General features: G+C 43.6%; 16 protein-coding genes and 1 riboswitch. Of the genes, 10 read left to right on the top strand and 6 right to left on the bottom strand.

Annotated elements, in window-relative coordinates; translation table 11 throughout:
* The first annotated feature begins 60 nt into the window (after positions 1-60).
* The 6 genes from IGI82_RS11525 to efp all read left to right on the top strand — a co-directional run bounded on the left by IGI82_RS11525 (position 61) and on the right by efp (position 9,390).
* Positions 61-2,514 (top strand): glycogen/starch/alpha-glucan phosphorylase, encoded by a 2,454-nt coding sequence (locus tag IGI82_RS11525; protein WP_438842245.1) that lies wholly within the window; start codon positions 61-63, stop codon positions 2,512-2,514.
* A gap of 81 nt (positions 2,515-2,595) precedes the next feature.
* Complete coding sequence (locus IGI82_RS11520) at positions 2,596-3,357, top strand: hypothetical protein (RefSeq protein ID WP_438842244.1); 762 nt, start codon at positions 2,596-2,598, stop codon at positions 3,355-3,357.
* 424 nt (positions 3,358-3,781) lie between these two features.
* A complete protein-coding gene (locus tag IGI82_RS11515) occupies positions 3,782-6,781 on the top strand; it encodes a WxL domain-containing protein (RefSeq protein WP_438842243.1) in 3,000 nt (999 codons plus the stop codon).
* 362 nt (positions 6,782-7,143) lie between these two features.
* Positions 7,144-7,713 (top strand): DUF2179 domain-containing protein, encoded by a 570-nt coding sequence (locus tag IGI82_RS11510; RefSeq protein ID WP_005229664.1) that lies wholly within the window; start codon positions 7,144-7,146, stop codon positions 7,711-7,713.
* A gap of 103 nt (positions 7,714-7,816) precedes the next feature.
* Entirely contained in the window at positions 7,817-8,755 is a 939-nt protein-coding gene (locus IGI82_RS11505; protein ID WP_005229666.1) for a cation diffusion facilitator family transporter, read from the top strand.
* A 74-nt stretch (positions 8,756-8,829) separates the two neighbouring features.
* On the top strand, positions 8,830-9,390 hold the full coding sequence (gene efp, locus IGI82_RS11500; RefSeq protein ID WP_005229668.1) for an elongation factor P: 561 nt from the start codon (positions 8,830-8,832) through the stop codon (positions 9,388-9,390).
* Between the two features lie 59 nt (positions 9,391-9,449).
* Here the strand turns inward: efp and IGI82_RS11495 are convergent, their stop codons facing one another.
* On the bottom strand, positions 9,450-10,661 hold the full coding sequence (locus IGI82_RS11495; RefSeq protein ID WP_087627694.1) for a chloride channel protein: 1,212 nt from the start codon (positions 10,659-10,661) through the stop codon (positions 9,450-9,452).
* A 92-nt stretch (positions 10,662-10,753) separates the two neighbouring features.
* A riboswitch (Fluoride riboswitch) is annotated at positions 10,754-10,826 on the bottom strand.
* A gap of 231 nt (positions 10,827-11,057) precedes the next feature.
* Here IGI82_RS11495 and IGI82_RS11490 point away from each other — a divergent pair.
* A complete protein-coding gene (locus IGI82_RS11490) occupies positions 11,058-11,750 on the top strand; it encodes a hypothetical protein (protein ID WP_005229673.1) in 693 nt (230 codons plus the stop codon).
* An 85-nt stretch (positions 11,751-11,835) separates the two neighbouring features.
* On the opposite strand, the gene IGI82_RS11485 is transcribed toward IGI82_RS11490, so the two are convergent.
* Together IGI82_RS11485 and IGI82_RS11480 are read right to left on the bottom strand one after the other, a co-directional pair.
* Complete coding sequence (locus IGI82_RS11485) at positions 11,836-12,114, bottom strand: GIY-YIG nuclease family protein (RefSeq protein WP_005229675.1); 279 nt, start codon at positions 12,112-12,114, stop codon at positions 11,836-11,838.
* Complete coding sequence (locus IGI82_RS11480) at positions 12,104-12,838, bottom strand: tRNA1(Val) (adenine(37)-N6)-methyltransferase (protein WP_016610820.1); 735 nt, start codon at positions 12,836-12,838, stop codon at positions 12,104-12,106. Before IGI82_RS11480 ends, IGI82_RS11485 begins: the two co-directional genes overlap by 11 nt.
* A gap of 137 nt (positions 12,839-12,975) precedes the next feature.
* Here IGI82_RS11480 and IGI82_RS11475 point away from each other — a divergent pair, with 137 nt between their 5' ends.
* A complete protein-coding gene (locus IGI82_RS11475; protein WP_005229679.1) occupies positions 12,976-13,611 on the top strand; it encodes a lysophospholipid acyltransferase family protein in 636 nt (211 codons plus the stop codon).
* 53 nt (positions 13,612-13,664) lie between these two features.
* On the opposite strand, the gene IGI82_RS11470 is transcribed toward IGI82_RS11475, so the two are convergent.
* From IGI82_RS11470 to anmK, 3 genes are all read right to left on the bottom strand, one after another.
* The gene (locus IGI82_RS11470; protein WP_438842242.1) at positions 13,665-14,756 is read right to left on the bottom strand and encodes a DUF871 domain-containing protein; all 1,092 of its coding nucleotides are present in this window, start codon (positions 14,754-14,756) and stop codon (positions 13,665-13,667) included.
* 117 nt (positions 14,757-14,873) lie between these two features.
* Positions 14,874-16,169 (bottom strand): PTS sugar transporter subunit IIC, encoded by a 1,296-nt coding sequence (locus IGI82_RS11465; protein ID WP_016610823.1) that lies wholly within the window; start codon positions 16,167-16,169, stop codon positions 14,874-14,876.
* 21 nt (positions 16,170-16,190) lie between these two features.
* Positions 16,191-17,351, bottom strand: coding sequence for an anhydro-N-acetylmuramic acid kinase AnmK (anmK, locus tag IGI82_RS11460; protein ID WP_438842241.1), 1,161 nt, complete (start codon positions 17,349-17,351; stop codon positions 16,191-16,193).
* 254 nt (positions 17,352-17,605) lie between these two features.
* Here anmK and IGI82_RS11455 point away from each other — a divergent pair, with 254 nt between their 5' ends.
* Entirely contained in the window at positions 17,606-18,727 is a 1,122-nt protein-coding gene (locus IGI82_RS11455; protein WP_438842240.1) for an exonuclease SbcCD subunit D, read from the top strand.
* A 2-nt stretch (positions 18,728-18,729) separates the two neighbouring features.
* Positions 18,730-21,858, top strand: a complete 3,129-nt coding sequence (locus IGI82_RS11450) for an AAA family ATPase (RefSeq protein WP_438842239.1) — start codon at positions 18,730-18,732, stop codon at positions 21,856-21,858.
* Positions 21,859-21,869 lie beyond the last annotated feature (11 nt).

Below are 21,869 nucleotides of genomic sequence, written 5' to 3'. Positions count from 1 at the left end.
AATTTTGGCGGCAAGGATTCTTCTTTTTTATAAATTGAATGCAAAAAGGAGTGTAACCCTATGACAAAAGAACGATTGCGTGAACTGCTAGAAATCAGTGTTCATGAACTCTTTGCGATTGAAGTGGATGAAGCTTCACCGCAGGAATTGTTTCAAGCACTAGCCAATGTGGTGAAGCAAATGTATTCAGAAGACTGGCGTCAAACCAGAAAAAATCTCTTGCTGGAGGATCAAAAACAAGCGTACTATTTTTCAATCGAATTTTTGCCTGGCAAAATGCTAAAAAGCAATTTGTTGAATATGCAGCTGTTGGAGCAAGCGGAAACCGTTTTTGAAGAGTTAGGCGTTTCCCTTGATGAGGTTGCGGATACAGAAAAAGACATGGCTTTAGGAAACGGGGGCCTCGGTCGTTTGGCCTCTTGTTTTATGGACTCGCTGGCTTCATTAAGCTTGCCGGGAAATGGGAACGGGATTCGTTATCGCTATGGATTATTTAAACAAAAATTTATTGACGGCCATCAAGTAGAATTACCAGATGATTGGTTACGCTCTGGGAATGTCTGGGAAGTCCGCAAAGAAAGCAAAGCGGTGCCTATTCGATTTGGTGGGCAGGTCTATCTCGTTACGGGAGAGGACGGAAAACTAGCGCCGGTCTATGAAGGCGGCTTTACCTGGCGGGCAGTTCCGTATGACACCGCGATGGTTGGCTATCAGAATCAACACATCAACACACTGCGCTTGTGGAGTGTCGAAGTGCCTGCTGAAGATGAGGCGCATTATGCGACATTGGAATCACGGCAAGCCTTAGAAAATTTGACTGCTGTTTTATATCCAGATGACTCAAACGAGATCGGCAAACGCACACGATTGATGCAAGAATACTTTTTTGTTTCTGCAGGCATTCAAAGTATCATTCGCTATTATAAAAAATCGAATCTGCCTTTAGCGATGCTCAGTGAACGAGTAGCAATCCATATCAACGACACGCACCCAGCGCTTTGTGTCCCAGAACTGATGCGTATTTTAGTTGATGAAGAAGGCCTTGCTTGGGAACAAGCGTGGGCGATCACCGTGAAAGTCATGAGTTATACGAACCATACGATCATGGCGGAAGCCTTAGAAAAATGGCCAGTTCGCATGATTGAAGAAGTGTTGCCGAGAATGGATCAGATCATCAAAGAAATTGATCGGCGCTTTGTCGAAGGAATGCAAGGGGTCCATCCGCAAGCCTTATTGGATCGGACGCGAATCATTATTGATGATCAAGTCCATATGGCACATCTAGCCATCATCGGCAGCCATAGTGTCAATGGGGTAGCTAAGCTCCATTCTGATTTACTAAAATCAGTGGTACTCCATGACTTCTATCTCATTTATCCTGCCCGTTTCAACAATAAGACCAACGGCATCGCACAACGGCGTTGGCTTCAGCTAGCCAATCAACCATTAGCCAAAGTGCTGGATCAGTCGATCGGTACGAGTTGGCGCAATGACCCCTTGGATCTGCAGCTGCTCAAAAATTATTATGATGACGAAAACGTTCTGCAACAAATTGCCGACGCAAAAATGAGTAACAAGCGTGCACTGGCAAAGTACATTCAAAAAGCAACGGGCATTACAGTAGATCCAACGGCAATTTTTGATGTGCAGATCAAACGCCTGCATGCTTACAAACGACAACTGCTGAATCTAATGCATATCTTGAAGCTCTACTTTGAGGTCAAAGACGATCCGACTGCAGCGTTTCATCCAAGAGTCTTTATTTTTGGTGCTAAAGCAGCACCAAGCTATCACTACGCAAAATCGATCATTAAAGTCATCAATGAAGTGGCGAATCTGATCAATCATGATGAAACCATCAATGATAAAATCAAGGTTATATTTTTAGAAAATTACAACGTTTCATTAGCAGAAAAAATCATTCCAGCAGCGGATGTCAGTGAACAAATCTCATTGGCCTCTAAAGAAGCGTCAGGGACAAGCAATATGAAGTTGATGCTAAATGGGGCAGTAACGATCGCGACTTTAGATGGTGCCAATATTGAGATTCGAGATGCGATCGGTGATGAAAACATTGCGATCTTTGGGTTGACGGAAGAAGAAGTGTATCAGTATTACGCCCAGCATAATTATTCTGCTTACACCTACTATGAGTCAGATCCAGTCTTGCAACGGGTGGTCAATGCCTTTATTGATGGGATGATCCCGAATATTCAAGTTGAAGGTCGGGAAATCTTTGATTCCCTTTTGAAATACAATGATGAATACTTTTTATTAAAGGATTTTCATGCCTATTGTGACGCGCAGCATCGGGTAGATAGTGCCTATCAGGATACGCAACGTTGGCGTAAAGTCAGCCTAATGAATATTGCGAATGCAGGCAAATTTTCGGCAGATGAAACGGTGCGAAATTATGCTGCAGATATTTGGCAGATCGATCCATTATTTGCCCATGTCAAAGAACCAAATGCAGCAAGCTTGACTGAGACGGTGCCTCCAGCCGAATTTAGCTGAAGTGTCCTCATCTGAAATGGTGTAGTCTTTCGTGAAATTCTCCTTAATTTATGGTATGATGAAAAAAATGCATGTAAGAGGATGAGTAGAGTGGCAAATTATTTAGATGTGAAACGAAAACACTTCCGTTTTCCTGCTTATGATGATACAGATGGTGTGAAGCTGCAATCCGAGCATCGCCCCGCATTCAGTAAAGCAGATGATTGGATTTTAACCGAAATCAAAGATCCCGTGAGTCATTCTCACAAGGATGAAAATCAACCTTTGCAGCGCAAAGTGCAGTCCAGCCAACGGGATCGGGGGCACAATGTTCGTCAAAAAGAAGAGCTTGCCAATCACCGTGCCAACTTGCCTCAGTACGGAAAACGTCCAGTGAAAGAGCAGATGCCAACAGGAAAAACCAACTTTTTTGGCAAAGAGGCGAACCATTCTTCTTATCAAGTAACCAGTAAGAAGGAAAAAGCTGAGGTTCCTGTTTCTTCGAAAAAAGAATATTCGGGGCGCTCTTACTTCGTGCCTAAATATATTCCTGCATCGATTATTCCAGATGAGCAAAAACCTGAAATTACGCCGAACGATTTGATGGATGCAATGGCAAAAAAACAAGAAAGTTATTTGTTGTTTGATACTGAACCAGCAGCTTATCAAGTCAAAGAAGAAAATGATCCGACCGTCAAAAAATTCAATCGCCACCCCTCTGTTGGGATGACACGCAGTGAGTTTCGAGCCAGCAATAAAAAAAATGGTGAGAAAAAACGTTCCGTTTTAGATCGATCATTAAAAGGAATGATTGAAGACGATCAACAAGAAGAATCTTCAAATGGCTATTTTCGTTCTAAATAGCAGTGACAGTTACTCTTAATAGAAGTGGTCCTTTGAGCATAACCATGAATGATTTCAGCTAGATGGCTAACATCTAGCTGTTTTTTTTGTGTGCCGAAACTATCGATTTCACAAAGTGATTAGTTGAAATACATTTTTCACCGCCTGAGGAATATTCTGATTTTACTAAGCAATAGCGTGGACTATAGAATAAAGTGAAACGATCAAAACCATCGTTATTTATAATGTTTGTTATTTTAATTGGCGATTTTTTTTGTCATTTAAAATCGATGGCAAGTCAAACGGTGGCAGGACAGTGGTTTTCTGATCAGCTGCAATTGAAAAAGGGAAGCAAGCGTCCTGATGGCTAAAGCTGCTCTTTGGGAAGGCCTGATCCTTGATCGATTTCAAGGGAAAGATACGCTGAAAGGTGGGGCATCAACAAATGAACAAGAAAAAGAGAAAGGTATATTTCACCATCATTATTGGCTTACTTGGAGGACTCTACTTTTTTTCAACCATGAGTGTGTTTTCTTCAAACGTTTTCTTTGCTGCGCAGCTGGAGGAAAAAACGATTGCGAGTGAATCATTCGATCCGATACGAGAGCAAGAGGCTGAGGAAAGAGTTGCCATTTATTTTGATGAATCAACGAAATCCGGGACTGTAGGAGACCTGTTACTGGTTGCGTTTCATACGGACCGTCCCATTAGTGAAATAGCGATCCGATTGCCGAAAGCTGCGGTTATTGCTGAAGAGGAGTTGCCAAAGGGAGTCAAGATGACGCCACTCACTGAGGAGAACGGTTGGAAACTAACGACCGATACCCCTAGAAGTGATTTTTTGGTTCCATTGATAGTTGATACAGCAGGATCGTTTCCATTTGAAGCAGCAGATTCAATGATAATGCTTGAAATAAAGGAAGCACGGGAGACAAACCCTACGGACACACAAGAGGATGAGCGAACTGATTCGAGTGACTCCACTGATCAATGGGATCATTTGGATCAAGAAGATCAACTAGCAGAAGAGAAGGAAATAGAAAGCCAGCTTCCTGAGGCATCAGCATCTGATCCTGGCAATCTTTATCTTTTAGGCGACGATGTAAAAAAAAGAGGAGTTGCTAATTGGATCGAATTTATGGCTGCAATGGTCGATCCGACGGTCAATTATATTTATTTGACAGCCAGTTTTCAAACGAACGATAATCCTCGTTTAGGCATTACGGGAATTGACGGCTGGAGCAGCAGCGTCAATCCTAATGGCGGATTAGCCTATGTTTATATCAATGCCAGGGAAGTCTCAAGAACGTTAATCATCGATGGCCTCGACAAATATCAGATGGATCTTAGAGCCGTAGCGATCTGTTTTCGCGATTCGAGTGTCAATCCAGACTCCCCGTGGGACATTACTTTGCAAAATTTGAAACTCTACCATGGAAACTTTTGGGGGGCAATTGAATACCATGATTTGAATATGTCAAATCAGCAGCGTTCAATCATTCGGTACCACAATCTCAACCATACGGGCAATCAGTTGTTTTACGGGTTGCACTCTCGAGCCAGCTTTTCTGGACATTCGGTTTCGCACCAAACGCCTAGATATACATCAGACTTCAATGCTTCTTGGATGATTCACACAAATACTCAGGCGAATTTTGAAATCAACCAAATAGAGCTTCGTGAGGGAGCAAACGTCGAAATGTCGACGATCAGCTCAGGAAATCTTGATTTTTATAATACAAATGCGCGTCTCGTATTAGGGGATAATGCCCGACTATCATTAAATGCCAACGGTTCAGCTGGTGAAGCAGGCGGTGCTAATATTCGCTTTGTCGCTGGCAATGGACGCATTGAGTTAGGAAAAGGCGCGGAATTGGCATTAAATACACAAAACAACAGCCCGGCAGTCATCACATTAGGCACGCCCCATGATATTCGCTTAATGGAAAAAAGTCGCTTGTCGGTTACTGCTGCAAACCGAACGTTGTACAGTCATATTTTCTGGTTAAGTGCCAATACGCATGTCACCTTAGAAGACAGCAGCACCTTAGAGGTTGAAGCAACAAATCAAAATACAACCGCAAATATTTTCCACTTCTCTGGCACGACTGGCAATCTCAACGTAGGCAAAGATGCTACCTTAGATATTCGTTCGGACAGCCCACAGGCTGTCCAACGGCTACTTTTCTTTACCGGTGCCAACAATCCCGCAAGATTGACGATCGACGATGCCAAGCGTGTCAATTTGCAAAGAACCCGCGCCATAACGACCACAACAAATGGTCTAATTGAAGGGGGAGGAATCACTGCAAAGAATCAGGCGATTCGCCAGTGGCGGCATGGAAATACAGGAGAGACAGTTGATTTTCAGTGGCAACCGATTCTGTCCATGACTGCGGCGATTTCAGGAACCAATACCAATGTGACCAATGTATCTTCGCTAAATGAGGAAACAAGTCGAGGGTTTGCCGCGCAGTTTGCTTCTCGTTCGCAACGGCTATTGTTTGAGAACATACCAGACGTCACGGTGACCATCGATCCTTTGACAGAAGATAGAACCTTACCTAATGCCTATACGATTTCGGGAACCGCCAATCCTGGTAGCTACCTTCGATTCCAAAGAGAGGGACGGATGCCAGAACCGACGCTTGAAACGACAGTCGATAGTGCTGGCAATAGCACGTATTTTCACACCCAAGCGGATGAAAACGGGCATTATTTACTTGATCTATCTGATTTAGAACCTTTCCAGTATTTTACTCAAGGTGAGGTGGTCACCGCTCAGGCATTTCTTGATGGCAAATGGGCAGAAGCATCAACCACTGTGGAACCCATTGGTGACGTAGACCCAAAAGATCCCCTTGATCCTGATCAACCGATTCTACCTGAGAATCCACCCTTGATACCAGAAAATCGCGGGTTTATCAGTATAGACTTTGTTTCACAATTCGATTTTGGTACAGTACCGATTCGCTCGTCGACAAGCCGCTATCCGGCGCGTCCGCAACGAATTTCTTTAGTGGATGATCATGAATCAACCGAACGACCAAACTACATTCAGGTTTCCGATCGTCGATTTCTTCAAAAGGGCTGGATCTTGAGTGCCCGATTATCAGAGGAAGGGTTCGTTAGCACGGATGCGTTTAAGCACCACTTAAAAGGAGCGAGTGTGCATTTGACGAATATTGAAATGGTTACCTCTAGAGAAAATCCCTCTGAAGCACCAGACTACTTTGATGCAATCGAGCTGGGACCGCAGAACCAAGTGATTGCACGTGCCAATGAAAAGCAAGGGGCGGGAACTTGGATTCAACGCTATGGAAACGAGGATACCATGCAAAAAAGTGTCGAGCTGGAAATCCCTATTGGCGCGAGGCCACAAGCAACAAGTTATCAAGGAACCATCCATTGGGAGCTGAGTTTCGTACCTGGTGCTGACGAATAACCCCTTGGAAAACAAGTAAGCATGTTCTGCAATCGTGAATATGATCGAACACTGTAAAAGTTGATCAGACAAAAAGAAGTCCATTTGCCATTGGACTTCTTTTTTGTCTGAAACAAACGAGTAGTGGTTTACACTACTTTTCCCACTTTGGTGGATATGCTTTTCAATCAATAGAAGTGAGTGAAACCACAGGTAGTGTATCGATGAGCAAAATCATAACATGGTAGTCATCAACAAAATCACCTAAGCACTGTGTCTTCTCCAGCATAAATTTTATTTAGCTATTTTAGTAATTAAATCCTGCTCAAATATTTTAATTTTCGCTTGCCTTTTGATATGCTAAGAACAAGGGGGAATCAAAGATGGAAGTTGATCTACAAATGCTGGCGATGATTTTCTTTATCAATCTCGCCTATGTCACATTGAACACACTGCGATTTTTATTGACAATGAAAGGGTATCGCGTGATTGCCCCATTAGTGAGTATGATCGAAATCACGATCTATATTTTAGGCTTATCTATGGTATTGGATCGTTTGGATAACCCGCTGAATCTCTTGTTCTATGCACTAGGCTATGCTGCAGGAGTCAGTATCGGGATCAAAATCGAAGATAAGCTGGCTCTGGGCTATACAATGGTCACAGTGATCCTACCTAGTAATACGGATGAAGAAAAGAGTTTGCCGAAGATTTTGCGACAAGAGGGTTATGGTGTGACACAAAGCTTTGGTGAAGGATTGGAAGGCCCGCGACTGATTTTAGAGATTCTTTCCCAAAGAAAAAGTGAGAAAAAGCTCTATCAAACGATCAAAGCGGTGGAAGAGCGAGCGTTTATCATCAGCTATGAACCCAAGTATATCTCGGGCGGTTTTTGGACCAAAAAAATCAGCCGTAGAGAGGCGAAGTTGAAAAAGCAAGCACCTGTTGATTGAGGAACTAGAGGCAGCTTGATCCATTCGTGAAGAATAGTTGCATAATAAGCAGGGAGTTTATTGATGAGAGGAAGCGTTAGGTGTGGAAAAGAAAGCAAATGGCATGATGGCGGTCATCGCTGCACTGATCTCAAACATTTTGGTGGCGATCAGTAAGTTTGTCGGTTATGCCTTGAGCGGTAGTGCGGCCATGCTGAATGAAAGCATTCATAGTGTCGTGGATTGCAGCAATCAGATCTTTTTATTGATCGGTGATAAACGGGCAACAAAGGGACAAAGTGAGCTGCATCAGTTTGGTGAAGGTCGGGCGAAATATTTTTTCAGCACGATCGTTGCGATGATGCTCTTCTTTGGTGGGGGCGCACTAGGCGTGATGGAAGCAGTGGAAAAGCTGCTGCATCCCGCCCATGAAGTCGGCAATACTTGGTTAGTGATCGCTATCTTGATCTTCGGGATGATCGTTGAAGGAAGTTCGTTGTGGATCGCAATCAAGGAGATCCGCGAGCTAAACGTCGAACGTCAACCAATCTATCGTTTTTTGAAAGAAAGTCGGCATAGTGAGATTTTGATCATTTTCACAGAAGACTTTTGTGCGGTGATCGGTCTGATGATCGCACTGATCGGAACGGTTTTAACAATGATTACCGGGAACGCATTTTTTGATGCCTTCAGCGGCTTATTGATTGGTCTTTTATTGATGGTAGCAGCGATCTTCTTAGCCCGCGAATTTTACAGTCTACTGATTGGGGAAAGTGTTACTAAACGTGATTTAGCGGTGATCAAACAAGCGTTTGAACGTCCCGATGTTGATCGCTTGATCGATGTGAAAACAGTCCATTTAGGGCCAGCAGAAATTTTGATTGCAGCGAAAGTCGATATTGCTGCAAAACAAGAAGAGGTCGGCTATGAGATCATTAATGAGATCGAAGCCGAGATTCGACATCAAATGGCAGATAAAAAAGTCTATATTTATATTGAAACGGATGAGTACGATCCTCACTACATGGAGAAGCGGCGCAAACTTGTGCGACCTTCCCACTGATTTAGCTAGAATAAAGCTGTTTTTTTTGATACAATAGACAAGGATTATCACATAGTGAAGGAGATTTCAAAATTATGATCAATGCAAGTGACTTAAGAGCTGGAATGACGTTTGTTCAAGACGGCAAACTTATCAAAGTATTAGATGCCAGCCACCACAAACCAGGTAAAGGAAATACGGTTATGCGTATGAAATTACGTGACGTTCGGACTGGTTCTACTTACGATACAACCTTCCGTCCAGAAGAAAAATTTGAAAAAGCGCATATCGATACGAAAGCTGTACAATACCTATATACAATGGACGATACCGCATTCTTTATGGATCTGGAAACCTATGAACAATATGAAATTCCAGTTGAAGTGGTTGAAGAAGAAATGAAGTTCATTCTAGAAAACATGGAAGTAAAAATTCAATTCTTCGGCAGCGAAGTAATCGGCGTGCAATTACCTTCAAGTGTAATCTTGAAAGTTGTTGAAACACAGCCATCGATCAAAGGGGCAACTGTGACTGGTTCAGGAAAGCCAGCAACGATGGAAACGGGCTTAGTTGTCAATGTTCCTGACTTTGTTGAAGAAGGCGAAATGCTAGAAATCAATACAGCTGAAGGTACTTATTTAAAACGTGCAAAATAGCAAAAAAACCGCGACTTGTTCGCGGTTTTTTCTTTGCTCTTGTCGTGTTCAGAAGTGGCTCATTGTCCCTTTGCCGATCTTTTTTGTAACGGATAGATACTATAAGGTTTACTGATAAAGTAGGCGACGGAGCAGACGATCACAAAGAAGGGTAGATTTTGAAAGCCAAAGACTTCTCCACCAATAAAGATCGGTGCAAATAAGGTGCTAGTGGCGCTGCCAAAAACACTGGCATAGCCTAGTGCTGCTACCAGTTCGATAGGCAGTCCGAACAGTGGTGCCAACACGACCCCCAAAGAAGAGCCAATCGCAAACAAAGGGGTGACTTCTCCACCCAAAAAACCAATGCTGATAGTTAATACGGTCAACACCAACTTAAGCAGCCAATCATAAGAATAGATCGGTTGCTTCGTGAAACTCGCGCTGATCAAATTTGTTCCTAAGCCTGAATAACGCCCTTGATACAACAAAACAAAAAGCAAGACTAACGCCAATGCGCCAATCCCAATACGCCACAGTGGATTCGGGAAGCGCCGCTTCATGATGCGTTTCATCGTTTCTAAACAGCCCGCAAAGCTGCCGCCAACCATACCAAAAATCAACCCAATCACAAGTAATTTCAGAAAAACAGGTATCGTCAAATCGACGGATTGAGGCAACATAAGACTAAATTTTTCTAAGCCTAACCATTGAGAAGTCGTACTAGCAGTGAAAGCAGCCAGCAAAGCAGGTAAGAGGGCATGATGACTGAATTTACCGATGACAAGCACTTCCAATGCAAAGAACGTCGCAGCGATGGGGGTTTCAAATAAACCAGCAAATCCCGCAGCCATCCCAATCATGATAAGGGTGCTGGCGTACTTTTCTAGTCGCAGCCAATTTCCTAAACGATTGGCGATGGTGGCACCTAACTGAACCGCAACTCCTTCTCTGCCTGCGCTTCCTCCAAATAAATGCGTCAGCCAGGTTCCCACCATTACAAAAGGAATCAAACGCAGCGGAATATCTTTTTCTTCTTCCTGCCCGACTAAAAACACTAAGTTCATTCCTTGAGGACTCCGATCGCCATACTTTTGGAAAAGGTAAGTAAAGCAAATACCGATAATTGGTAAGAAGAGAATCAATGGCAAAAAATGACTTTCACGGAAGGCACTTAAGAACAGCAAAATTTTGCCAAAGAAAGTGTCAACAGCTCCAGCAAGCACCCCAATCACCAGACTGAGCAAACCTAATGCAGTCAGTTCAAAATACGTTGTTTCTTGTTTCTTCATTTCTATCACGATCCTTTAAAAAAGATAGGAATAATGCTCTTGCAACTATGACGAACGAGTGAAAATAAAAAATGACTACTACACACTAAAAAAAAGTGGTAGAAGTCATTAGCAAAATTGCGGTTTCAGTAAGAACTGAGGGAGACATTCATTCCCTATTAGCATCAATATTATCTGATAAAACCCTCGTTTTGTCAATGGATGCTGGTCGTGAAAAGCAATCCAACGAATACTTATCTTTTATACATACTTATGGTAAAATTAATTTCATAAGAATTTACATGTGAATTGAGCGTCGGAAGAGTCAATGGCAAGAAAAGGGATGAAAGGACGATCCTTCTACTGGTTGACCAAGGGAAAAACAGTAGGTAGTGAGGAATCGAAGGGGAAGAAAGAATGATTGCATTTATGACGATCGAAAAATGGCTGCAAAGTGAGCGTTTTTACTATGTGATCCTACCAATTCTCATGGTGGTTGGTCTGATCGCATTATTAGGGTTCCTGATGGTTCTGCTTTATCGAGAAAACCGTAACCCAAAAGTGACGCTATTGCTTGGCGGCATAGTCGTTGCGTGTCTGCTAGGCTTTTTTATTGGAGATCAAGTGTATGGTGAATTCAAAACGTATAATGCGCTGATCACACCGAATATCCGAGACCGCGAAAAAATGTTTTTAGGCTATAAATATTACGAATCTGATACTACAGCAGTTTATCAGCGCATCCAAAGCAATAAAGCGATTGAAACTTTAGGGATCTATCAAGCAGTACCAGTGGAACGGGCGATTGAATTTCTTGGATCTGCTCATAACTCCGTATATTTTAAAATGGGCGCCCAGGTTTACTATGCTCGCTATCAACCGACATTTGTGGAAGAGGAAACAACGGCTAAGCTGCAGGGGGTTCAATACCATTTGACTGATCCTTCCTTTGAAACGATCGGCTTCTATTCCGAAACCAACAACTATTTGACGGCAATTACGATTCCAAAGTCTCAAGAAACCCTCGAATATCAATCCGTCGATTCTGTGATCCCGAAAGAATTTGGGAAAAGTCAAACCCAATGGGCGTTACCAAATAGGAATGAATAACCATAAAAGAAAACTACCTAAGTCACGAAAGAAAGCTCCTTCAAGCAGGAATCTTCCGTGCGCAGGTAGTTTTTTGTATGCTTGGTCAGATAACATTACTCTCGCTATGGCTGCTCAGGTAGTCCTCTTTCTTTTTGCGAGACAATTTTTTGAAGGCGGCTTCTGCTTGAGTGGCTTCACTGCGAGTGGAAAAGCTTTCCGCATGGATCATTTGTAATGGTCTGCGACTAGCAGGACGGGTATATTTTGCTCCGATCCCTTTGTTGTGCTCTAATAAGCGGCGGCTCAAATCAGTGGTATAACCACCGTAGAAGGATTGATCGTTGCAACGCAAGACATAAAAATAATGATTCTCAGCAGCCATAGAGCATCGCCTTCACTTCGGGACTATAGGCACCCGTTTCATCATAGGTAATGAGAGGGGAATCAATTTTAAAGCCATCCGCCTTGCCATCCTTGATTCCTTCAATCAATAAAATATTGGCCTCTTTGCCTACTTTCGGATAGACGAAGCGGACGCGCTTTGGTGCGATTCGATGGGCGCGCATATGGTCCAAAATATCGAGAAAGCGATCCGGGCGATGAACCATCGCAAACCGTCCGTTCATTTTTAACGCTTTGCTAGCGGTTTGGATCACTTCATCTAAAGTTGTGGTGATCTCGTGCCGAGCGATCGCTAAATAGGGATTCGGGTTTTTGATCGCCGTCGGTACATTTTTAAAATAAGGGGGATTGCAGACCAATAGATCAACGGAATCAGGCTTGATTTTTTGAAAGAGGTTCTTCAAGTCCATAGGATAGACCGTCAGCTGGTCTTGCAAGTCGTTTAATTCGATACTGCGCTGCGCCATATCCGCTAAGCGTTCCTGCAATTCGATTTGATAAATATGAGCGGTCGTTTTTTTGCTGATAAATAAACCGACTGCGCCATTCCCTGCACAAAGGTCAACGATTACACCTCTTTTTGGCACTCTAGCGTAATTTGCTAATAAGACAGCATCTAATGAAAAAGAAAAAACTTCGGAACTCTGAATGATCTTGATGTCATCGGCATACAATTGGTCGATGCGTTCGTTCGGTTGCAACATGAAGCATACTCCTGTTCTAAATTCATTTCAATGTATTATACTACGATTAAGAATAATGGGAAACGCTAAAAAATGCTTGTCATTTAAACCGTTTTTTTGCATACTTGAATAGGAGAGAAATAGAAAGGAAAATGAGTATGTTTTTTCGCTTTATGCGCGGTGTGGTTCGCGTAGTATTATTTTTGATCAACGGCAATGCTCGTTATCAAAACAAAGAGGTTTTACCTAAAAATGAAAACTACATTTTAGTGGCTCCTCACCGAACCTGGTGGGATCCATTGTACCTAGCAGTGGCTGCTCGACCAAAGAAATTTAGTTTTATGGCGAAAGAAGAGCTGTTCAAAAACCCGATTTTACGGTTCATTTTGATCCATGCCAATGCTTTTCCAGTTAAACGAGACAAACCGGGACCGAGCGCGGTAAAGACGCCAGTCAAAATTTTGAAGGAAACGGATCTTAGCTTGATCATGTTTCCAAGTGGTACGAGACACGCAACGGCTTTAAAAGGCGGCATGGCGTTGATCGCAAAAATGGCTAAGGTCAAGATCGTTCCCTCTGTTTATCAAGGACCGCTGACGTTAAAAGATCTTTTTAAACGCAAGCGAGTAACCGTCCGCTTTGGGGAGCCCATTGACATCAGTGACATCAAAAAGATGGACAAAGAGGGCTTGGCGGAAGTCGAACGGCGCATCCAGGGTGCATTTGACACACTGGATCAAGCGATTGATCCGTCATTTGTTTATCAAATCGATGAGTCCAAAAGAGAAGATTAATACCTAAGAAAAGCCGCTGATCCTTTTGTGATCAGCGGCTTTTTTCTAAAGAGTTAATCCAATAATTCGAAAGCAAATTTGGTCCACGGTTTTAAATATTCCAACAAAGGCAGCTCGTCATTTGAAATGGCGCCGACTTTGTTTTTCCGTGTGTCTTGGTGAGGGGTCAAAACGATCTGCAATTCGTTTTTGTATTGGCCAAAGGTATCATTGCCGATAACGATGTCCCCATAGGCAAAAGGTTCTTGGTTTGTATGAGGGAGGTTTTCGATGGGACGGTACTTCACCCGTGACTGTGTGGAACGAGCGACTAACGCATTACTGTCACCACGACGAAAATGATTGGTTTCGGCTAATATTCTCCGTTCGATTTCGCTGGCCTCTGCGTCTACGAAAACGCCAAAGGTCAGCTTGTAACGATCGATCGCCGCCAGAGCTTTCAGCTCTGCATCCGACGCATAAGCATTGCCGATAATCACGGTATCGATCAACCCAGAAGCAAAAAGCAGCTTCCCTTGCAGCGCCAATGGTAAATCTCGACAAGATTCTAAGGTCGGTAAGCCATCATTGACTTCCCAAGGGCCGATTTTGACTGATTGACTAGTGATGAAGGCGGCTGTTTTCAACCCATATTTTTTAAAACGTTGGCTGCAGCTGCGGAAAAAAGCATCCGTTAAGCCTGTGCCTCGTTGGGGGTAAAAATTGTGGCAGCCATATAAAAAAGGTTCATTGGCTTGATAAGAAAGGATATTTTCTAAATAGTTCACATCATTACTCATATTCAATTCAATCGCCAAGCCAAATGGATTAAAGGTCAGCTGGGCTTCTTTACTGCCATCAAACCCTTGATCCAAGCGGATACCGTCCGCACCTAATTCTGCAAAGAAGCTAAGATCGTTATAAGAGATCGCCAGATCACTAAAAACAGCAGGCGAAATATCTAATATCGTTTCAAAGCCAAGGTTCTTGGCAAAGCCGATAATCGAAGAGAATTTTTTTCTGACGGTCTCTTTGCCTTCACTGACTTCTAGCATACTCATAAATAAGCGAGAGTAACCAAGGGCAGCAGCTTTTTTTAAATAGTCTTGATCCAGTAAAGGATCGCTATGGTCGGGGTAAATCGAAAGGCCAATTTCTCGTTTCAATGGTTTTCCTTCTTTCTAAAAAACCGCACGAAGCACCTCTTGGCATTGGAAAAAGCTGGTGAGGAAGGCTTCTTCTGTTTGTCTTGGTGGGTGCTTCGTACGACCTTTATTTACACATTATTGTACGACTGGTTGATTTTCTTTTTCCAATTCGTTTTTGTCATAGATTTTTACGAATGGGTAATAGATCAGGATCGATAAAAGAATCAAAAGAACATTCAGCACGATCGCACGCCAATCGCCGCCAGTCGCTAAGAAAGCGCCAATTGGTCCAGGCAATGTCCAAGGGGCATTGACCGTAACTGCATTGACTAAACCAGCTGAGGTAGCGACCCACGCAATGACGCCATTGATCAGTGGTGCAATGATGAAAGGTGGGATCAAGATTGGGTTCAAAACGATCGGTGTACCGAAAATCAGTGGTTCGTTGATGTTGAAAATAGCTGGAATCAAGGCTGTTTTTCCTAGTTTTGAACCGAATTCCGATTTGGTGCGAAACGCTAACAAGATAGCCAAACCAATCGTTGAACCAGCCCCACCGATCCAGATGAACCATTGATAAAATGGTTCGGCTGCGATATTGGGAATCATATCTCCTGAAGCAAGCGCAGTCGTATTTCCTTCCAATAACTGCAACCATAATGGACGAGCCAGTGAACCAACGATAGAAGCACCATGGATCCCGAATGACCAGAAGAAGGTCGTCAAGAAGGTGATCAAAAGCACACTTGGCAAGGTGTCTGCGGCACTGACTAAAGGATCAACGACTTTTGCCACGATCGTGTGCCAGTCAAAGCCGATATAGTAAGTGATCGCACCCATTCCTAAAATAATGACTAAGGTAGGGGTCAAGGCTTCGAAAGAACGAGCGACTGCAGGGGGGACTTGTTCTGGCATCGTGATTTTAAATTTCGATTTGTCCGTTAACCGATAGATTTCAACGGCAAGAATCGAGGTGATGATCGCCACGAACATACCAGCACTCCCTAAATTGGCCATTGGCAAGACAAAGCCGACCGTTCCAGCAGCATCCAAGGCTTCTGCTGGGATATTGACAGGGGTGAAGGTCAGTAAGAAGGCGGTCGTAGCTAGGATCCCGCCAGAAAGACCATCAAGCTTATAAGAGCGAGAAAGACTGTATCCGATCCCGAATGCCGCATACAAGCTCATAATGTACATCGTCATTCGATAAGGCAATAAGATCGTTGTGGCATTGCTAGACAAGAATTGATAGATGCCCCAACTTTGAGGCAGCGGTGGAAAGGCTAAAATCATAAAGAACGAACTGACGATGATCAATGGCAAGGTTGAAACGATCCCGTCACGAACCGCCCGCAAGTGACGCTGGCTGCCAAGTTTTTCCATCGGTCCTGCCAAATGGCGCTCGATGAATTGAGTGAATTTATCTAACATGGTTTATCCTCCTAAGGTGTTTTACATTTTTGCTTCCCATGGATTCGGAATGATTTTCCCTAAAATCACGCCTTGGGCTGCCCCGGTTGCTGCTGGGGCATTATTGACACGGCTGTGAAGGGTTTCATTTCCTAAGATGGCAAAAGCCACCGCTTCTTTGGCATCGTTGGAACCGCCAATGTCATCTTGTGTTCCAACGGCTACTGATTCTGGTAAATAGCCTTGGATCAGTTCAATCAGCAGAGGATTGTGGGCACCGCCGCCCGAGAGAATCACCTCCAGATCGTTTGTTCCCAACTGAGGAAAAATGAACCGTTGGTAACTGTCAGCGATGGAAAAAGCGGTGAAATCGGTTAAAGTCCTCACCAAGTCTTCAGGTGCTGCTTCGGGATACTTGGTCAATAACTGCTGCACGAAATGTTTTCCAAAAAGCTCACGCCCGGTGCTTTTCGGCGGTTGCTGGGACAAATAAAAATGAGTTCTTAATTCCTTTTGCAAGGTGGGTATAATTGCTCCCGCACGGGCTGTTTCACCAAACGCATCATAAGGCTGGCCGAATAACTGAACCATTAATTCATCGATGACCATGTTTCCTGGACCTGTATCAAAGGCATACAGCTCGTTTAAGCTGCCACTTTTTGGTAGTACAGTAACATTGCCGATGCCGCCAATATTTTGCAGCAAACGATTTTTGCTGTCTGATTGATAGAGCAGATAATCTGTATAAGGAACAAGAGGGGCGCCTTGACCGCCAGCAGCCATATCCATCACTCGAAAATCGGCGACGACTTTCGTTTGTAAGCCATAAGCAATAATCGAAGGTTCGCCAATTTGCAAGGTGCTGTTTTTCGCTGGATCAGAATCGGGGGAGTGCCAGATCGTTTGTCCGTGGCTGGCAATAAAGTCAATGCTTTTTTCTTCAATACCAGCCTTTTGGCAGAGGATTTGACACGCTTTCAAAAATTGATACCCTAGTTCAGTATTTAATTGGCAGATGAGGGGAACATTTGATTCCACCGGATCACAAGCGGTTTTTATTTGTTCCTTCAATTCTTCACCAATGGGTAGTGTGATCATTTCCAACAGCTGTACAGCAGTTTCGGTGCCGTAGCCATTGATTTTTACTAAAGCAGCGTCGATCCCATCCAAACTGGTTCCTGACATTAGTCCTATTGCAAGCATAGCGTTTCTCCTTTCTTTTAGAATAGTGATGAAAGCGATTGTTGAATTCGATTTCACACTCATTGTAAATGAAGTGTAATTATATTTCAAGATATAAATTTATAATTGAAAAAACATTTCAACATAATGATGTCAGGTGTTCGCTCTTTTTATCAAAAATGGGTGGTAAGTGAAATTTCGCTGGCAGAGAGATGTCTAACGATCAGGGAAAGTGGTATAATGGTTGGAAGGATATTTTTTAAGAAGGTGAAGAAATGCGCTTTATACATACAGCTGATTGGCACATCGGAAAAAAACTACATGGCTATGATCTGCTGGAGGACCAGCGAGCAATTATCGATCAAATCATTGCGATCGCTTTAGAAGAAAAAGCCGCTGCCATCGTCATTGCAGGTGATCTGTATGATCGTTCCGTTCCCGCTGTCGATGCGGTCAAATTATTGAATGAAAAAATCGCAGAAATCAATCTAACGAATGAACTGCCTTTATTGGCTATCTCAGGAAACCATGATAGCCCAACGCGGCTAGAAACTGGTAGTCAGTGGTTTCAGCAAACACGTTTTTATCTGTCCACCAGCATCGAACAAAGTTTACAACCGGTCGAGTTTGACGATACACAATTCTTTTTGCTGCCTTATTTTGAACCGATCGAGGCGCGCTTATTTTTTGACGAACCGTTAACGAAAATTTCAGATAGTGTCCAAAGAGTGATCGAGGAGATGACCAAGTACTTTGATTCGTCAAAAAAACAAGTGTTAGTGACCCATTTTTTTGTGGCGGGCGCTAGCCAAACGGATTCTGAAACGAAAATTCAAGTTGGCGGATTGGACAGCGTGCCGACCACAGCTTTTGCACCTTTTGATCGAGTCGTTTTGGGGCATTTACATGCCAATTCCGCCCTGAAACATCCGAAAATCGGGTACAGTGGCTCTCCGCTGAAATTTTCCCTTTCTGAACGGACGAACCAAAAAGGGGTCTATCTTGTTGATACTGTAAAAGACACAAATGAATTTATTCCCCTGACACCAAAAAGGGATATCCAGCAACTGACAGCCTCCTTTGAGGAGTTGATCGATCCGGTTTTTTACCGTGAGCTGGATCGTGAGGCGTTTTGGCATTTTCTGCTGACGGATCGTGCTGTGATTCCAAATATGATGAATCAGTTGCGAAAGATCTATCCATTTATTTTGTCTGTCGAACGGTTGAATGGTCGAGAACAGACGAAAAAAAGACAGATAACGACACGAGAAACCGACCCGCAGGCCTTGATCAGTCATTTTTTTCAAGAGATGACGGGAGATTCCTTGCTCGATGCACAAACCAAGTGGATCGAACAAGGATTAAATGAAGCATTTGTCGTGGAAAAGAGGGAATAGTCATGCAACCGAAGTCTTTACAAATGAAAAATTTTGGTCCATTCATTGATGAAAAATTGGATTTTAGTCAGCTGCAAGCTGGCGGTTTGTTTTTGATCAGCGGCAAAACGGGTGCAGGAAAAACGACGATTTTCGATGGCATGACGTTTGCCTTGTTCGGTGAAACATCGGGGAATCTGCGCTCAGGCAAAGAAATGCGCTCGATGTTTGCTTCACCAACCGAAGAGACCAGCGTCACCTTTACTTTTGAACATCAGCGTTTTACCTACCAGATCCAACGGAAACCGGAACAGACCTTAGCAAAAAAACGTGGTGACGGGGTCACCAACCAAACGGCAAAAGTCCAGCTAACGATTTTTGACGCCGAAGGCAAAGAGAAAAAGCAGATCAGTAAACGCACAGAAGTTGATGCATTTATCAAGGATCTGCTGCAGCTGGATGCCAAACAGTTTTTTCAAATCATGATGTTGCCGCAAGGAGAATTTCGTAATTTTTTGATTGCCAGCAGCAATGAGAAAGAACGCGTTTTACGGAATTTATTTGGCACGGAAATGTATCAACAATTTAATGAATGGTTGAAAGAGCAAGTCAAAGCACAAAGTAAAAAGCTTGAGCATCAGCAGCTGCTCGCCTCGCAAATCATGGAGCGCTTTGAATGGGAAGAAGCGCAGGAGGTTTTAACGGTTGCGGAAGGTCTGACTTTGTGGGCGCAGGATTTAGAAAAACAGCAGGCGCAGCTTCAGCAGTTATTACACAAAAAAGACCAAGCGATCCAAGAAATGAAAGCTGCGCAAGACGCTTTTTACCGTGCAAAAGAAATTGAAAATGCACGGATCGAATGGCAAGGTCTACAAGAAAAAGCCCGAGAGCTGCATGCTAAAAAAAACGAGATCGCTCAGAAAAAAGCACAGTTGAACCAGTTGGTGTGGGCGCTTGAACATCAAGAAATTATGCAGCAAAAAGAAGAACGAGTGAAAGAAGCACAGCAAGCTACTCAGCAAATCAACGAAACAAAGCAGCAGCTGCAAGAAATTCAGCAGCAACAAGTAAGATGGCAAGACCAACGAGCGTTGATTGACGGCATCAAGAAAAAACAGGAAGCTGCTAGTCAAAAAGTTCAACGAATCCAGCAGCAGATCCCGCTAGCACAGCGCACACAAGCGCAGCAAGAAGAAGTGGTGCAACTTGAAAAAGCCGCACAACAACAGACCACCGAATTAACGAAGATAAACCAAGCGCAAGCAAGTGCCAAAGCGCAAGCGCAGCATCTGGCAGAAGAAATCGAAGCATTGCGAGGGTTTCAAGCAGAAGCGGTGAAATTAGTAGAAACGCAGGCTCTGGTAGAAAAATGGCAGCAAGCAAAAGCGCAGTTTCGTGAAGCCGAGCAAAAAGCAGGGGAACAGCAACAAATTCATTCGGAGTTGGTTCTTGAACAACAGCAATTAGCAGCATCCTTGCTGGAGCTGCAAAAAACGTTAAAACAAGAAACCAGTCAAAATGCTCGAATGCAAATTGCTCGGCTTCGTCTTTTGCTGGAAGAAAATGAACCCTGTCCGGTTTGCGGATCATTGGATCATTCGAATACACAAGAGCACACGACCTATCGCATCGAAGACATCATTGCCAGTGAACAAAGACTTGAGCAAACACAAGAAAAATTGACGAAGATCCAGCAGCAAGTATCGGCAAATCAAACGCTGCAGGAGCAAGCCACATTGCGAATCAGCGAATGGCAAGCCACCAGTGCTGCTGCGCAGAAGCAAGTGGCATTCGCTTGGACTACAGTTCAACAGGCATTTGCTGCCTTGAAGCCGTTAGAACACCAAGAGGCGATTACCGAGGAAACGACGGTAGCGGAATTAAAGAAACGGCAATCTTTCAATCAACAAAAAGCCGCATCTTATGAAGACGCACAGAAGAAACATCAGGCAGTAAATGAGAAATTAGCAACGTTAAATGAGTCCTATCAGCAAGTCAGTGAGCAAGCGAAAAAAGCCCAAGAAGCGCGCCAGCTTGCGGAGGGGAAATTGGCTTCTTTACAGGAACAACTTGCAGGCGCAACGTATGAACAATTACAAGCCGATTTAGCAAAAACCAATGGTTTACTGATGGAATATACGCAACAAATTGAGGCTGATGCCCGACAAGAAGCGCAGATAAACGAACAGCAAGCGATTCTTTCAGAGAAACTGAAAAATCTGCAGCAATTTTTTGAAGAAAAGCAAGCGGCTAAGACAAAAGCAGAACAACGACTGACGCAGCGACTCCAAGAAGCTGGTATGACGGAAGAAACGATGCGGGAATTGATTGCCCAAGCCGCTCAAACAACCGTTCTCTCAGAAGAAATCAAAACCTATGAGCAAGAAATGGTGTTTGTTCAGCAACGGCTAGCATTGTTAGATGCACAGTTAAAAGAGCAAGCTGCGATAGATTTAAACCAATTGGAAGCTGACTACCTTCAGTTGCAGACCGTGATGGAGGAACTACAGCAAGAAACAGTTCGCAAACAGGAGAAAGTCAACGGCAATCAACGGTTGTTTGACGAGCTGCAGGTCATTTATCAGCAAAATGTCGAAGAACTGGCCCAATTAGGCCAACTTCAGCAGTTGGCAGAAACCATCAACGGCGAAAACGTCAAAAAAACCAGCTTGGAACGGTATGTACTGCAGCAATTTCTGACAGAGATCTTAGAAGTCGCCAATGAACGCTTGGCTCGGTTGACTCGTGGCCGCTATCAATTTGAATTAGCGGATAAAGTCGGGAGCTATCGAAGCTCAACAGGCTTAGAAATTGACATATATGACGATAATGCGGGACAAGTCAGAAGAGCTCATACACTTTCAGGCGGCGAAAGCTTTATTGCTGCCTTAGCGTTGGCAATCTCTTTGGCGGATGTGATCCAGCAACGAGCTGGTGGGATCGAGATCGAAGCCCTCTTTATTGATGAGGGCTTTGGATCGCTTGATGAAGAATCATTGGAAATGGCGATGGAAGCATTAGAAATGATCGAAAATGAAGGGCGCATGATTGGGATCATCAGTCATGTTCGAGAACTGCGGGCAAGAATCCTGCAGCAAGTTTTCGTAGAAACTAACGGCAGCGGGCAAAGCCGGATCCGAATAAAAGAATAAGGAGAGGAGGG

The sequence above is a fragment of the Enterococcus sp. AZ067 genome, assembly GCF_051715005.1.
GTDB lineage: Bacteria > Bacillota > Bacilli > Lactobacillales > Enterococcaceae > Enterococcus_D > Enterococcus_D casseliflavus.
The sequence above is the reverse complement of the archived record's forward strand: the minus strand, read 5'-3'. Positions and strand labels throughout refer to the sequence as shown.